This is a genomic window from Pantoea sp. E2023-21 (genome assembly GCF_051302795.1).
Classification (GTDB): Bacteria; Pseudomonadota; Gammaproteobacteria; order Enterobacterales; family Enterobacteriaceae; genus Pantoea; species Pantoea ludwigii_A.
Genome location: NZ_CP195344.1, coordinates 1,179,670 through 1,194,922, shown reverse-complemented (window position 1 = coordinate 1,194,922; position 15,253 = coordinate 1,179,670). Strand labels below are relative to the sequence as shown.

Annotated in this window: 15 protein-coding genes; 9 read left to right on the top strand and 6 right to left on the bottom strand. The window is 52.7% G+C overall.

All coding sequences use genetic code 11. From position 1 onward, the window contains the following. Positions 1–14: 14 nt before the first annotated feature. Both rhaR and rhaS read right to left on the bottom strand, forming a co-directional pair. Complete coding sequence (gene rhaR / locus ACRQ84_RS05695; protein ID WP_483817430.1) at positions 15–881, bottom strand: HTH-type transcriptional activator RhaR; 867 nt, start codon at positions 879–881, stop codon at positions 15–17. Between the two features lie 15 nt (positions 882–896). Further along, entirely contained in the window at positions 897–1,718 is an 822-nt protein-coding gene (gene rhaS / locus ACRQ84_RS05690) for an HTH-type transcriptional activator RhaS (protein WP_483817429.1), read from the bottom strand. Between the two features lie 290 nt (positions 1,719–2,008). Here rhaS and rhaB point away from each other — a divergent pair, with 290 nt between their 5' ends. Genes rhaB through rhaM form a run of 4 tightly spaced genes read left to right on the top strand, consistent with a single transcriptional unit; the run spans position 2,009 to position 5,887 of the window. Beyond that, complete coding sequence (gene rhaB / locus ACRQ84_RS05685) at positions 2,009–3,481, top strand: rhamnulokinase (RefSeq protein WP_483817428.1); 1,473 nt, start codon at positions 2,009–2,011, stop codon at positions 3,479–3,481. Then, complete coding sequence (locus ACRQ84_RS05680) at positions 3,474–4,730, top strand: L-rhamnose isomerase (RefSeq protein ID WP_483817427.1); 1,257 nt, start codon at positions 3,474–3,476, stop codon at positions 4,728–4,730. The genes rhaB and ACRQ84_RS05680 overlap by 8 nt, the downstream gene beginning before the upstream one ends. Positions 4,731–4,740: 10 nt before the next feature. Further along, the gene (gene rhaD, locus ACRQ84_RS05675) at positions 4,741–5,583 is read left to right on the top strand and encodes a rhamnulose-1-phosphate aldolase (protein ID WP_064738731.1); all 843 of its coding nucleotides are present in this window, start codon (positions 4,741–4,743) and stop codon (positions 5,581–5,583) included. After that, positions 5,573–5,887 carry an L-rhamnose mutarotase gene (rhaM, locus tag ACRQ84_RS05670; protein WP_483817426.1) on the top strand — a complete coding sequence of 105 codons (315 nt, stop codon included), beginning with the start codon at positions 5,573–5,575 and terminating at the stop codon, positions 5,885–5,887. The genes rhaD and rhaM overlap by 11 nt, the downstream gene beginning before the upstream one ends. Before the next feature lie 67 nt (positions 5,888–5,954). Here rhaM and ACRQ84_RS05665 read toward each other — a convergent pair whose 3' ends face one another. After that, the gene (locus ACRQ84_RS05665) at positions 5,955–6,608 is read right to left on the bottom strand and encodes a TetR/AcrR family transcriptional regulator (protein WP_483817892.1); all 654 of its coding nucleotides are present in this window, start codon (positions 6,606–6,608) and stop codon (positions 5,955–5,957) included. 295 nt (positions 6,609–6,903) lie between these two features. On the opposite strand from ACRQ84_RS05665, the gene bhsA reads away from it, so the two are divergent. Further along, the gene (bhsA, locus tag ACRQ84_RS05660) at positions 6,904–7,161 is read left to right on the top strand and encodes a multiple stress resistance protein BhsA (protein ID WP_064738728.1); all 258 of its coding nucleotides are present in this window, start codon (positions 6,904–6,906) and stop codon (positions 7,159–7,161) included. Between the two features lie 84 nt (positions 7,162–7,245). Here bhsA and ACRQ84_RS05655 read toward each other — a convergent pair whose 3' ends face one another. From ACRQ84_RS05655 to ACRQ84_RS05645, 3 genes are all read right to left on the bottom strand, one after another. Continuing rightward, positions 7,246–8,430, bottom strand: coding sequence for a sugar transporter (locus ACRQ84_RS05655; RefSeq protein WP_064738727.1), 1,185 nt, complete (start codon positions 8,428–8,430; stop codon positions 7,246–7,248). Between the two features lie 365 nt (positions 8,431–8,795). Then, positions 8,796–9,053 carry a hypothetical protein gene (locus ACRQ84_RS05650; RefSeq protein ID WP_064738726.1) on the bottom strand — a complete coding sequence of 86 codons (258 nt, stop codon included), beginning with the start codon at positions 9,051–9,053 and terminating at the stop codon, positions 8,796–8,798. A 168-nt stretch (positions 9,054–9,221) separates the two neighbouring features. Beyond that, a complete protein-coding gene (locus ACRQ84_RS05645) occupies positions 9,222–10,478 on the bottom strand; it encodes an MFS transporter (RefSeq protein ID WP_483817425.1) in 1,257 nt (418 codons plus the stop codon). Between the two features lie 94 nt (positions 10,479–10,572). On the opposite strand from ACRQ84_RS05645, the gene ACRQ84_RS05640 reads away from it, so the two are divergent. The 4 genes from ACRQ84_RS05640 to ACRQ84_RS05625 all read left to right on the top strand — a co-directional run bounded on the left by ACRQ84_RS05640 (position 10,573) and on the right by ACRQ84_RS05625 (position 15,181). Continuing rightward, complete coding sequence (locus ACRQ84_RS05640; RefSeq protein WP_483817424.1) at positions 10,573–11,469, top strand: LysR family transcriptional regulator; 897 nt, start codon at positions 10,573–10,575, stop codon at positions 11,467–11,469. Between the two features lie 134 nt (positions 11,470–11,603). After that, positions 11,604–12,821: a sugar metabolism global transcriptional regulator Mlc gene (gene mlc / locus ACRQ84_RS05635; protein WP_483817423.1), complete on the top strand. Its 1,218-nt coding sequence runs from the start codon at positions 11,604–11,606 to the stop codon at positions 12,819–12,821. 105 nt (positions 12,822–12,926) lie between these two features. Then, the gene (bioD, locus tag ACRQ84_RS05630; RefSeq protein ID WP_483817422.1) at positions 12,927–13,628 is read left to right on the top strand and encodes a dethiobiotin synthase; all 702 of its coding nucleotides are present in this window, start codon (positions 12,927–12,929) and stop codon (positions 13,626–13,628) included. A gap of 179 nt (positions 13,629–13,807) precedes the next feature. Beyond that, positions 13,808–15,181 (top strand): nucleobase:cation symporter-2 family protein, encoded by a 1,374-nt coding sequence (locus tag ACRQ84_RS05625; RefSeq protein ID WP_483817421.1) that lies wholly within the window; start codon positions 13,808–13,810, stop codon positions 15,179–15,181. The last annotated feature ends 72 nt before the right edge of the window (positions 15,182–15,253 follow it).

Here is a 15,253-nt window from a genome sequence, read left to right as displayed (position 1 = left end):
GCTGCTGCTGTGCGTCAGGCTTTGACCTTTTCAGTTGAGGGTTCACGATGCGGCAGGAAACGCTGCCGCCACGCACTGGGTGTCAACCCGGTTTCCCGCGTAAACACCACCGAAAAATAGTTACTGTCATCGAAGCCACAACGTGCGGCCACTTCACTGATTAAGCAATCCTGCGTGCGTAGTAAATACTTAGCTTGGCACAGCTGTAACTGCCGCAAATAATGCCCCACGGTCATGCCGGTTTGCTGGCGAAACAGTTGTTTTAACGCCCGCTCGCTCAACTGATTCTGTTGGCAAAATACGGCCAAATCGAATGGACGGCTGATGGCGCCTTGCAGCGCCGACATCAGCAGATCCAGCTGCTCACCTTCAGGCAATGCCCAGGGTCGATCGGCAGCATAACCGTGACGGCGTAAAATTAGCGCAAGTTGTAAAAACAGCGCTTCGGAGAGTTGGATTGATAACGAATCACTTTTGCGGCTTTCGCGCTCCAACTGGCTAATCACGCCACGCGCCAACGCCATGCCGCGCGTGGTCAAACGCCAGCAGCCTGGCGAATCCTCTTCTTGCGGTGGCAATAATTGGCTCCAGTCGAGGCTAAGACGGAAACGATCACGACAGTAAAGAATGTTATCCAGCGCCAAATCGTTGACGCTGTCGTAGCTGTGGCAGTCGTTATCGTGAAGGTAAAAAACGTCGCCGCAGGTAATCAACCATGGACGATCGTTTAATACATGCAGACCGTTGCCACGCCAGACGATAACGATTTCACTAAATTCATGGCGGTGCGGAGGGAAGGAGGGTTGCGGCATACGCTCGGCCACCGCAATCGGCAAATTGGTGGCCGGGAAATAGTCTTCGCGCGTTAAAATCAGCGACATGAGGAAACGCTCCAGTTATAGCATCTGCTGGCGCTCCGCTCTGGGCGCGCAGCCAAATTCTCGCTTGAACAGCGTGGAAAAGTGGTTACTGTCACCAAATCCACACTGATAGGCGATGTCTGTTATGCGCATATCGCTATGGCGCAGTAAATGCCGCGCCTGTAACAGGCGAAGCCGATTAAGGTAACGCTGCGGTGTATTGCCGGTTTGCTGCTTCATCTGGCGGTGCAGGGTGCGCAGCGACAATGAAAAACGATCGGCTAATGCATCCCACACAATCTCTTCACTGTAGTGCTCATTGAGCCAGTCGAGCAACCGATGCAAGCGTGCTTCCTGATCCTGAGATTGATCGTTGTGAGCCGCTTCGCGCAACAACACCAGCAGTTGCAGAAAAAGCTGCTCCTGACGTGCGTGACGCTCCAGTGACCACAACTCATGCTGCTTCATCTGCGTAACGATTTGCAGCGCCTGCGCCATCACTTTGTGATTAATGCGCCAGTGCGAAGCGTAATGGTCCTGTTCTTCGCGCGGCAATAGATCCTGCAAACCCGAAAGAAAACGGAATGCTGACGGACTGCGATACAACACATTGGTCAGACACAAATTTTCCGTTTGTTCATATAGGTGGCGATCGTGATCGCGTACGAAGCACACGCATCCCGCAGATAAGGCTTGCGGCTGACCGTTAAACACATGAATACCTGAACCTTGTTCAACCAACACAATTTCATGGAAATCATGATGGTGCTCGGGGAATGCCTGCTGCGGCACACGCGGTTCAATGGCGATGGCGTAATTCCCTTCAGGGAAGAAATCTGCGCTATGTAGAACGGTCATGATTCGCCTCTTGATTAACTTTACCGTTGCCGAGTCTACGCAGGCGCCAAGCACCTTACCTTGAATTTTCACCTTAGTGACGCAGGAAAATGGCTAATTTTTCAAGATCTCACCAGCGTTTAACGGAAATGCGGCAAGGCTCACAACTCTCTCCTTGTGTGGTTCTGTGAGCTTTCTCACGAACTTCTTTGTCAGTCTGCCAGCGACTATTACGCACTGGCAGTTAGGGGAAGGTGGCTAAAAGCAGAGATTTCTAATCTGTAGCCATCTCATCACAGGAAGAACACGCCATGAGTATGCGTAACATTGTTGCCATTGATTTAGGCGCATCCAGCGGGCGCGTGATGCTCGCACAATGGAGTTCAGCGAATCAGCAGATCAGCCTGCGTGAAGTTCGTCGCTTCACCAATCAGCGCGTGCGCCGTGCAGATTATGATTGTTGGGATTTAGACCGGCTGGAGCAGGAAATTCGTTTGGGGCTGGCCCAGCTAGATGATGAAGGCATTTTGCCGGACAGTATCGGCATCGATACCTGGGGCGTCGATTTGGTCTTACTGGATGCTAACGGCGAGCGTGTCGGCGAAGCGGTGAGCTATCGCGACAAGCGCACAGAAGGACACATGGCTCAGGCCATTAACGACCTCGGCAAAGGTGCTATCTATCAGCGCACCGGCATTCAGTTCTTGCCTTTCAACACGCTTTATCAATTGCACGCCCTCCATCAACAGCAACCAGATTGGCAGGCGCAGGTGCAGTATGCGCTGATGATTCCAGACTATCTGCATTATCGCCTTACTGGCCAGATGAACTGGGAATACACCAACGCTACCACCACCCAGCTGCTTAATATCCATAGCGGTGAATGGGACAGTGATTTGCTCGCCTGGGCAGGTGTACCCGCAAAATGGTTCGGCAAACCGACCTCACCGGGCAATACGGTAGGTTACTGGACCAGCGCCAGCGGCAACAAAATTCCGGTCATCGCGGTTGCCACGCACGACACCGCGAGCGCCGTTTTAGCAACCCCCTTAATGCAGGATGATGCCGCTTATCTCAGCTCTGGGACCTGGTCGCTAATGGGGATTGAGAGCCTGCAACCCTGCGTCAGCACTGCCGCGCTTAAAGCCAACATTACCAATGAAGGTGGGGCAGAAGGCTATCGCGTTCTCAAAAACATCATGGGATTGTGGCTGCTGCAACGTGTCTGCACCGAGCTGCAAATTACCGATCTCTGCGCGTTGATAACAGAAGCGGCACAGGAAATTGCCTGTAATGCGCTTATAAACCCAAACCACAGCCGTTTTATCAATCCAGACAGCATGGTTCAGGAGATTCAAAACGCGTGCGCCGAACAAAATATGCCCATTCCGCAGACGCCTGCCGCGCTGGCGCGCACCATTTTTGACAGTTTGGCCTTGCTGTATCGCCAGGTGATGGGTGAACTCGGCCAACTGCGCGCCGCGCCGCTGCGCCAACTGCATGTGGTGGGTGGTGGCAGTCAGAATCCGCTGTTAAATCAATTATGTGCTGATGCCTGTCAACTGCCGGTATTGGCAGGACCGATTGAAGCCTCGACGCTCGGTAACGTCGGCTGCCAGTTAATCGCCTTGGGCGAACTGCGTGACGTTAGCGATCTACGACGCTGCATTAGCCAAAACTTCCCGTTAGAAAAATTTGAACCGTTGAACAACAGCGCCTTTGCTGCCCATCAGGCACGCTTTGCGGCGCTAAGCCAACCTGCTAAGGAACTTGCATATGACTAAGCTGATTGAACAGGCCTTCGAACTGGCCAAACAACGCTACGCCGCAATTGGCGTGGATGTGGAACAGGTAATGGCGCAGCTGGATGGCATTCCGGTCTCGATGCACTGCTGGCAAGGCGATGACGTGCGTGGTTTTGAAAATCCGAACGGAGAACTGACCGGCGGTATTCAGGCCACTGGCAACTATCCGGGACGCGCCCGCAATGCCGATGAGCTGCGCGCTGATGTTGAAAAAGCGATGTCACTCATTCCAGGTGCAAAACGTCTTAACTTGCATGCAATTTATCTGGAGAGCGACAAGCCGGTCGAACGTGATGCGATTGAACCGAAACACTTCAGCAACTGGGTTGAATGGGCCAAAACCCATAAGCTAGGCCTTGATTTCAATCCAAGCTGCTTTTCACACCCGTTGAGCGCGGATGGCTTTACGCTATCACATGCCGACAAAGGCATTCGCCAGTTCTGGATCGATCACTGCAAGGCCAGCCGCCGTATCTCAGCACATTTTGGTGAGCAGTTGGGCACCGCATCCGTCATGAATATCTGGGTGCCGGACGGTATGAAAGACCTCACAGTCGATCGACTGGGACCGCGCCAACGCCTGGCGAGTGCGCTTGATGACGTGATCAGTGAAAAACTCAATCCCGCGCATCATATCGATGCGGTTGAGAGCAAACTGTTTGGCATTGGTGCGGAAAGCTACACCGTGGGTTCCAATGAATTCTGCCTCGGTTATGCCAGCAGTCGCCAGACCGCACTGACTTTGGATGCCGGCCACTTCCACCCAACCGAAGTTATTTCCGACAAAATCTCCACGGCCATGCTCTATGTGCCTCGCCTGCTGCTGCACGTAAGCCGTCCGGTTCGCTGGGACAGCGATCACGTGGTGATTCTCGACGATGAAACACAAGCCATCGCCACCGAGATCGCGCGTCACAAACTGTTCGACAAGGTGCATATCGGCCTGGACTTCTTTGATGCGTCTATTAACCGCATCGCGGCCTGGGTAATTGGTACACGCAATGCCAAAAAAGCGCTGCTGCGTGCGCTGCTGGAACCCACCGATCAGTTACGCAAGCTTGAGAGCGAAGGGGATTACACCGGACGTCTGGCGATGCTGGAAGAACAAAAATCGTTGCCGTGGCAAGCGGTGTGGGAAGCCTGGTGTCTGCGCCACGATGTCCCTGCTGATGCCAGCTGGCTGAGCGAAGTCCGTCATTACGAACAACAAACACTGCGTCAACGTTAAGGGACACACCATGCAAAATATTCTCTCTTCCGCTTTTGTTCAGGGAATGGTTAAAGCGACCAGCGACATGTGGTTGAAGGGCTGGGATGAACGTAATGGCGGCAACGTCAGCCTACGTTTACTGCCGGAAGAAGTTAAAGATTTCACCGGTGATTTCTATGCAGAGCCGCGCTGTATTGAACTGACAAAACCCGCGCCGGCGTTGGCCAATGATTGGTTCCTGGTCACCGGGTCGGGCAAGTTTTTCCGCAATGTACAAATCGACCCGGCCGATTGTCTGGCGCTACTGCAGGTGGATGACAAAGGCTTGTCATATAAAATCCATTGGGGGTTGAGTAACGGTGGCTTGCCAACATCAGAACTGGCAGCCCACTTCCAATCGCACAGCGTGCGCAAACAGATCTCAAATGGCGTTGATCGCGTCATTATGCACTGCCATGCCACCAACTTTATGGCGCTGAGTTATGTGGTGGATCTGGATTCCGCACGCTTCACACGCCTGCTGTGGGAAGGCAGCACTGAATGTCTGGTGGTGTTCCCGGATGGCGTCGGCATTCTGCCATGGATGGTGCCAGGCACTGATGGAATTGGTCAGGCTACGGCTGATGCGATGGCGAACCACAGCATTGTGATGTGGCCGTTCCACGGTATCTTTGGCGCGGGTCCAAACCTCGATGAGACCTTTGGCCTGATCGACACTGCGGAGAAATCCTCCGAAGTGGTGGTGAAAGCACTGTCGATGGGTGGAATCCGTCAAAGCATCACCACAGAGCAGCTGATCGCGTTGGGTGAACGCTTCAACGTCAAGCCGTGGCAAGCGGCTCTGCAGGCGGAACGCAGCGATGTTGCGTAAAGCCTTTGTGATGCAGGTGCATGCACACTGCCACGATGAGTATCTGCGCCGTCATACGCCAATTTGGCCGGAGTTGGCCGAGACGCTGAAGGCGCATGGCGCGCACAATTACGCTATCTGGCTGGATGGTGAACGCAATCTGCTGTTTGCCAGCGTGGAAATTGAGTCTGAAGCGCGTTGGGAAGCAGTAGCAAAAACAGAAGTGTGTCAGCGCTGGTGGGCATCAATGAAGGATTTAATGCCATCTAAACCGGATAACAGCCCGGTGAGCGCGCCATTAACACCGATGTTTTTCCTACCTTAACGCTCGTTCGCCTCACGCGTAGTATTGAGGCCATAAATTCAGGCCGACAGGGAAGTCGGCCTGAATTTTATTGGGTGCTCAATTCACAATATCCCGCGAGAGCGGGCCAGATTGCCATTTGTGTATCCACGATCTGGTCAAGATCGCTGCGATTAGCACCTTCACGAGCACGCACGGACATTCCCTGCAGTAAGCACGCGAGATAGCTGGCTAAGATTGCACTATTGGCACATTGCGGTAACTCGCCGCGCTGCTGCCGGGTATCAAGAAATGCTTTCAACGCGGATTCCTGCGCATGATGCTGCTGCGCCAGCATTTGCGCCACTTCTTGTGAACCAGAAGAAAGTGCGCTCGAGGTACAAATGAAGAAACAGCCTGCTGGCTTATCACATTCAGTGAAGCACGCGGCAGTTGCACGAAAATAAGCTTCAATAGCCGTTTTCACATCTAATGCATCATCATTCAATACTGCGTTACGCTGCGTGCTAAACGTTTCAATATATCGCTGCATCGCCGCACGGAATAAACCTTCTTTATTTTCAAACTCAGCATAAAGCGTTGGGGCTTTAGCGCCGGTTGCGTTAACCAAATCGGACAACGAAGTGCCTTCATAGCCATGCGCCCAGAACAACATCAATGCCTTGTCCAGGGCATCGTTGCGATCAAACACCTTCGGGCGGCCGCGCGTTTTCCTGTTCACCACATCGTTAACTTCTGTCATTGGGCACCTCAAAGCTAAGTAACACCCAATTAAATTACCGATCATTAAATAAATATGCAAGCGCAGCGCGAAATGAGCCTGTGCGTTTTTATCCGTTCGTGCTTTTGGCTGACGAAAGCACCCAAATGGATAAGTCAAAAAGGGCCGCGAAGCCCATAATCACGCCACTTTCAATTTAAATAACGACCATTAATAAAATGATTGACGCGCGCACCCTTTCAGCAGTAGCATTTAATTAACGGTTGTTAACTTAATTATGACCGACCCCAATTCATCTGTTTAAGAGAGCAAAATTATGAAAAGCATCAAACTGACCCTGGCCGCATTAGCATTGTCTTCAATCGCGTTTGGTAGCATGGCTGCAGACCTGGTAAACGCAGCGCCGCTGAATCAACAACAAGTTGGCGTGATTAGCGCATCGGGCAGCACCAACCTGACCTCGCTGGAGAATCAGCTAGCGGAAAAGGCCAATGCTGCCGGAGCAAAGTCTTTCCGCATCACTTCGACCTCTGGCAACAACAAGCTAAATGGCACAGCAGTAATTTATAACTAAGAGAATAGTGCGGAGTGCGATGAAGCATTCCGTGAGAAGTGATTAAAAGGCTTCAGAAGATACACCTTCTGAAGCCTTTTTTTGTTATCCGTTGGTACGGAGTTGCGGGTAGCGACGGAAGATAGCGATACACCACAACAGTGCGGCAAGGCCAATGATGCCGCCGACGTTACCGACATCAGACATTTGCATATGCAGACTGACCTGGTTGCCCAGCAGCGCACCCGCGCCGATACCGATGTTATAAATACCCGAAAACAGGGACATCGCGACGTCTGTCGCATCCGGTGCCAGCGCTAAAACGCGTACCTGCATCGCCAACCCAATCATCATCATTGCCATGCCCCAAACGATGCACAACACGGTGATCGCGGCGGGACGGACTGCGGCAAACACCAGCAAGCCCATACATAGCGTGATCATCGCAATCGCGGCGATCAGCATTGCCGAAGGAAATTTATTCCCCAGCGTACTAAACAACACGCTGCCGATAATTCCCGCCGATCCAAACAGCAGTAAAAGCAAGGTGGTGAAATTATCGTCGGCATTGGCAACAATCTGCATAAAGGGTTCGATGTAGCTGTAAGCGGTGTAATGTGCCGTCACCACTACCGTGACCAAAATGTACATCGCCACCAGCGCCGGACGGCGGAATAGCATCGGCACGCTGCTCAGTGACCCGGTGTGCTCGCTCGGCAGACGCGGCAGTATGCGCATTAGCAAGATCATCAACACCAGGGCGGAAAGGCCGATCATGCCGAAGGTGGTGCGCCAACCAAGATATTGACCAACGATACGACCAATCGGCACGCCCAGCACCATCGCCAGCGCGGTACCGGTTGCCAGCATACTCAGTGCCTGCGTTTTTTTCCCCGCCGGCGCCACGCGAATCGCTAGCGAAGCGGTAATTGACCAGAAAACGGCGTGCGCTAAGGCAATACCGATACGTGAGATAACCAGTGAAGTGAAATCCCATGCCACGGAAGAGAGCACATGGCTGGCCACAAACACAATGAAGAGCACCGCTAACAGCAAGCGTCGCTCAATGTTGCGGGTTAGCAACATCAACGGCAGCGACAATAAGGCCACAACCCACGCATAGATAGTCAGCATGATGCCGACGTCAGCAGTTTTCATGTCATAGCTGGCGGCGATATCCGACAGCAGGCCGACCGGTACGAATTCTGTGGTGTTAAATACAAAAGCAGCAATGGCCAGCAATACAACGCGTAGCCAGGCCGTTTTACGGGAAACAGTAGTAGATTGCATGGATTTCAAATCTGTCAGACGGCGAGTGAAAGGGCGAGGTGGCACCCCATAAAGTGACCTGAGTCACAAATTGACGCTATTGTGGAGCATTAATGAGCGGAGGGAAACCGTTTGTCGGGATTTTATTACTGAATATTTTTTATCGCGAAAGTGGTTGTTAATAGCCTGAGGTTATTAGGCTTTCTGCTTACAACGCGAGAGTGACTTAGAGCGATAGCAGTGGGAAAGAGGCGACTGGACCCGACGACGGTTTTGCAGCGTTAAGGTCCAGTCATTATTACATTTAAATTTATTGTTATTGTGTAACGCCTCAGTCGTGCTTAACAAAAGAGCTTAAGCACATGGCCATTCTCAAATCATGATTATCAGAGTCGCACCATGTGTTTTAGTGCCACGCTATTTTGAGTCGTCATGTTTTTTTTTACATTAACCGGACAGCAATGCTCGCAGCCCAGCGCGCTGGCATAAAATTTACGGGCTTGCTGAATGGCGGCATTTGGCGTGTAAAAAGTACCAAGAAAACGGCGTACCTCATCGGCGGGCAAGAACGGGCAACCCGTTGCATGTACTACATGGTTGTCGTTATAGCCGGCGTGCTTATCGACGTAATAATAGCGTTCCATCTAACGTCCTCATTGCTGTGAAATAATAAAAGTCTAACTATTGTTGGAATGGAATGAATTATAGCGATGAATGGACGTTTTGTTTTATCTGGGACTGTGAGATCGGCCCATGGCGTGATTGAGAGAAGAGAACGGGGCACATCAGCCCCGTTTAACAGATGAAAGGTATTACAGTTTTCGGCACTGCAAACGCCAACCGACCAGCAAAGCCATTAATAATAGCAGGCTAATGAATGCGGTTACGCCCATCCAACCGTAACTGTGCCAGAACACGCCGCCCAACGTACCCGCCACGCTGGAGCCAACGTAATAGCTGAACAGATAGAGTGAAGATGCCTGGCCTTTAGCACGACGCGCACGCGGGCCAATCCAGCCGCTGGCAACAGAGTGTGCCGCAAAGAATCCGGCGGTGAACAGCATCATGCCGGGCAAAATCAGCCACAGTGAGTCAAACGCTGTCAGCAGCAATCCCGCTAGCATAATCGCAGTAGCGCCGATCATCACGGGAGCGCGCCCAAAGCGGCTGGTCATCGCACCCGCTTTCGGGGAACTCCATGAACCCGTCAGATAGACCACCGAGAGCAAACCCACCACTGCCTGGCTCAGCGACCACGGCGCGCTTAGCAGGCGATAACCGATATAGTTGAACAGGGTGACGAACGCGCCCATCAGCAGAAAGCCTTCAGCAAACAACAGCGGCAGACCTTTATCGCGCCAGTGCAGACGGAAATTGATCAGCAAACTGCGCGGACGTAATGAGGCCGGACGGAAATGACGTGACGCGGGCAAAATTTTCCAGAACATCAGCGCGCCCGCCAACGCGAAGCAACCAATGACGCCTACCGCAACGCGCCACGAGAAGAAATCGGTCAATACACCGGTTAACAAGCGTCCGCTCATGCCGCCTATCGAGTTACCGCTAATATACAGTCCCATGGAAAAGGCGATGACGCGCGGATGAATCTCTTCACTTAGATAAGTCATGCCAACGGCAGCAACACCGCTCAGCGATAACCCAATCAGCGCGCGCATCAGCAAAATCCCTTGCCAGCTGCTCATGGTGGCGGAAATCAAGGTACAGATGGCGGCCAGCATTAACGCGGTAACCATTACCGATTTACGCCCAATCGCATCCGACAGCGGACCAGTAAACAGTAAGCCCAGTGCCATTAAGCCGGTCGATAACGAGAGAGAAATGCTGCTTTGCGCCGGGGAAACGCCAAATTGCTGCGAAAGCACCGGCAGAATGGGCTGCACGCAATAGAGCAGGGCGAAAGTAGCAAGGCCGGCGGAGAACAGGGCCAGCGTCACGCGCATAAACTGCGGCGATCCGCGTTCAATCCATTCTGAAGGGGTTGTAGCTGGAGCAGGCTTTACGGATAACTCGTCTTCATCGAGTATCACCGCCTGGGAAGAGCGACTCACGGAACATCCTCGTTTAAGCAATCATGGCGTTACTGTAGGAAAGGGATAATAGGTTGTACAATATATTAATAATCTCAAATAAGACGTTTAAAATATGAATATAGAGTTGCGCCATTTACGCTATTTCATTGCCGTCGCGGAAGAACTGCATTTTGGGCGGGCCGCGCAGAGACTCAACATTTCGCAGCCGCCACTAAGCCAGCAGATTCAGCAACTGGAACAGGAAATTGGCGCGCAGTTGTTTACCCGCACCAATCGCAGCGTACAAATCACGCCCGCCGGTGCGCTGTTTTTACAGGATGCGCGAGCCATTTTGCTGCAGGTCGAACAGGCTGCCCGTCGCGCTGCGCGCGTGCATACGGGACAGGAAGGTGAGTTGCGTATCGGCTTTACCTCCTCAGCTCCCTTTACCGGCCTGGTTTCAGATGCGTTGTATCAATTCCGCCAGCGTTGGCCGGAAGTGCACATTCAGATGCAGGAGAACAACACGCGGCAGCAACTGGCGCCTTTGCACGATGATCGACTGGATCTTGGCGTGATGCGCAATACGCCGCTGCCCAACGATTTGCAGCACCGCGTATTACTGCGCGAACCGCTGTGTGCGGTGGTGCATTGGGCGCATCCGCTGGCCGATGCTGAGTCGATTTCTATTCAGGCGTTAACCAATGAGCCATTTGTGTTTTTCGATCCGCAGGGTGGCACCGCGTTATACGGTGAAATCCTGGCGCTGCTGCATCGCTATCAAATTAAACCCTTTATTACTCAGGAAGTGGGCGAGGCGATGACTATTCTGGGCCTGGTGGCAACAGGGCTGGGCGTGTCGATTCTGCCGGCGTCATTCCGTCGGGCGCGTCTGGCCGATGTGGTGTGGATCCCTTTACAGGAGAGTGACGCGATTTCTGAGGTTTGGTTGGTCTGGTCGGCGACGCGAGAACCAACGGCGCAAATGACCAACATGATGTCGCTGATGCTGCAAAACGCGGAGAATTAACCCAACGCATTAAGTTGGGTGCAAAGTTTATGTGCGATAAATCACATTTCTAATCAAATATTTGACGTTCCCAGCCAATCTGCATCACCATAGCTGTTGTTTATTTAGAAGCGCGAAAATAATGGGAGTAGGGCGTGAATCTGTACAGTCAACCTGGTCATATTGATCAGATAAAACAGACCAACGCAGGTGTGGTTTACCGACTGATTGACCTTTACGGCCCGATTTCGCGTATTGAGCTATCTAAACGTGCCCAGTTAGCGCCCGCCAGCATTACCAAAATCGTGCGTGAAATGCTCGATGCTCATCTGGTACAGGAAACCGAATTTCAGGAACCGGGCAGCCGCGGTCGCCCAGCGATTGGTTTGATCCTCGACACTCTCGCCTGGCACTATCTCGCCGTACGCATTCAGCCCGGATTCATTACGCTGACGCTGCGCGATCTCAGCAGCCGTGCATTGCAGGAAGATCGTTTGCCGCTGCATGCCACCGCCGAAAAACCGCTGCTGCAAACCTTGCAGGAGATGGTGAATGACTTCTTTATTCGCCATCAAAGCAAACTGGAACGGTTAACCGCCATCGCCATTACCTTGCCGGGTTTGATCAACGCCGCTTCTGGCATAGTGCATCGTATGCCGGGTTACGACGTTCAGGATATGCCGCTGGCAGAAACCCTGGCGCAGCGCACCGGTTTACCGGTGTTTGTGCAGCATGACATTTCTGCCTGGACGTTAGCCGAAGCGTTGTTTGGCGCATCCAGTGGCGCGCAACACGTGATTCAGATAGTGATTGATGAAACCGTCGGTGCCGGCGTGATCAGCGGCGGACAATTGCTGCATAAAAATGGTCGAACGCTGGTGGAAATAGGCCATACGCAAATCGATCCTTACGGCCAGCAATGCTACTGCGGCAATAACGGCTGTCTGGAAACCGTCGCCAGTATCGGAAGTTTGCTTAATCTCACGGCACAGCGTTTGCCGTCGCAGCCCGACAGTTTATTGCATCACACGCCGTTGACGATCGAAAGCTTATGCGAAGCGGCACAGCAGGGTGATCGCTTGGCTCGCGATGTGATTGCTGGCGTAGGACATCATATTGGCCGCATGCTGGCGATGATGGTAAACATCTTTAATCCTCAACAAATCCTTATCGGTTCGCCGCTAAATAAGGCCGCTGATGTGCTTTTCCCTGCGGTGAGCAGTACCATTCGTCAGCAGGCATTGCCTGCTTACAGCCGTGAAATCCAGCTCACACCAACGGCTTTCAGCGATCCTGGCACCTTTGGTGGCGCTGCACTCATAAAAGATGCGCTCTATAGCGGCCATTTATTGGTAAAACTGTTGCAGGGATAATTAAAGCTCACCTTAAGTTTGTCCTAACGCAATCTGCCCGTGAAAACATTTCCTTAAACTGCCTCCTTCGCACGTTACACATCGCTTTAATGAAGGAGGAAAAGGGTGAAAACGCTTTTTGTCACCGGTACCGACACCGCGGTGGGTAAAACCGTGGTATCTCGCGCGTTATTGCAGTGCTTTGCCAAAGCGAATTTATGCGCTGCAGGTTTCAAACCTGTCGCCAAAAGCGCGCAACTCACACCTGAAGGCTTACGTAATAAAGACGCACTGTTGTTACAACAGGCTTCGGGTCTCACGCTTACTTATCCCGCCGTTAATCCTATCGCTCTGGAAGAGGATGAAATCAGCACCAGCTCGTCGCTAAGCATTGATTATTCATTGCTTAGTCGCAGTCTTAACGATTTGCAGGAGCGCGCCGCTCGCGTGGTGGTGGAAGGCACCGGCGGCTGGCGCAGTTTAATGAATGACTTGCAGCCTTTATCGCATTGGGTGCGTCAGGAGAATTTGCCGGTTGTGTTGGTTGTCGGGATTAAGGAAGGTTGTATCAGCCACGCTTTACTGACCGCCGAAGCTATTGCTCAGGATGGGTTGCAGTTGGTGGGTTGGGTGGCAAACCGTATTAATCCCGGTCTGGCGCATTACGCTGAAATTATTGATGTTCTTAGCAAAAAACTGGGCGCACCTTTATTAGGCGAGTTGCCTTACCTGCCGCGCGCTGAGCAACGAGAATTGAGCGGCTATCTGAATATTGCGCTGCTCAATACGAATGTTTCGCACGACAACAGTGCAAAACCCGCCGCCTGATGAAACAAAAAGCAGCAAATGATCAGTGGCTGAACCTAAGATTTCAGGCTCAGCCATCCTCTCAGCTAAATTATTTCCTTTCATTTTCAATTTATTACCTCGATATTTTTGCTTAAGCCCATCCTCTGGCGTGATTCATGCATCAGCTGCTCTGATGAATATCTTGCCGGAGCACCTGTATGTCGCAATCAGATGAGAAAGGTTTGTTATATGGGCTGAATGACCATATTGGTCCATTGCCTGCATTTTGTGCCGCATTGCAACATGTGCTGGCCAGCGTAGTTGGCATCATCACGCCGCCGCTCATTATTGGTTCCGTATTGGGATTACAGGCGTGGATCCCTTATCTGATCAGCATGTCGCTGTTAGTTTCTGGTCTCGGTACGTTCCTGCAGGCACGCCGCTTTATGGGCATTGGCGCAGGCATGATCTGCCTGCAAGGCACCAGCTTTGCCTTTCTGGGCGTGATTCTGTCGGGCGGACTGATGGTAAAAGCGCGTGGCGGATCGCCTGAAGAGATCATGGCGATGATTTTTGGCTGCAACCTGGTCGCGGCGCTGATTCCAATGTTTATTAGTCGTTGCATCGCGCCACTGCGTAAAGTGTTGACGCCGGTCGTCACCGGCACCGTCATCACGTTGATTGGTATTAGCCTGATTAAAGTTAGCATCACCGATTGGGCCGGCGGGCATAACGCCACCAATTTCGGTGCGCCTGGCAATCTGGCGCTGGGTGCCTTGACGCTATTGGTCATTATTGTACTTAACCGTTCGCAAAATCGCTGGACGCGGCTGGTTGCCGTCGTGGCCGGTATTGCCGCGGGCTGTATCGCGGCGGCCTTTACCGGTCATCTCAGCCTTAAGCCGATGGCGGATACGCCGTGGCTGGTCTTGCCAGCGCTGTTCCGTTTTGGTTTTGCTTTTGACTGGACCATCTTCATTCCCATCGCGCTGGTATCGGTGATTGCCGTGATTGAAGCGGTGGGCGATCTTACCGCGAACTGCATGTTGTCGCGCCAGCCGATTGAAGGCGAAGCATTTGAGCGCCGCATGCAGGGCGGTATTTTCGCCGACGGTATCAGCTGCTTACTCGCCGCCGTTTTCTCCGCATTTCCTAACACCACCTTTGCGCAGAACAACGGCGTTATCCAGATGACGGGTGTCGCCAGTCGTTATGTCGGCATGGTGATCGGCGTGATGCTGGTGCTGCTCGGCATGTTCCCGGCGATTGGTTATTTGCTGCAGCAAATTCCACCGCCGGTGCTGGGCGGCGCCACCATTGTGATGTTTGGTAGTGTGGTCGCGGCCGGTATTCGCGTTATGACGCAAACGCCGCTGGGGCGTCGTGAAATGCTGATTGTTGCCGTATCGTTTGGTATCGGTCTGGGCGTCGAAGCGGTGCCTGAGGTGCTGAAACAGTTCCCCATGCTAGTGAGCAATTTATTTGGTCATGCGGTGACCACCGGCGGACTGCTGGCGATTATGTTGAATATCGTCCTGCCTTCAGAGCGCAGCGAAGCGATAGGGACAGAAACGGCTGAGGAATCGCGTTAACTGAGCGCACGGTATGAATGAGCCGAGGGGCATATGGCAGAGGAGTAAAGCATCCCGCGCCAGGGAAGGCGC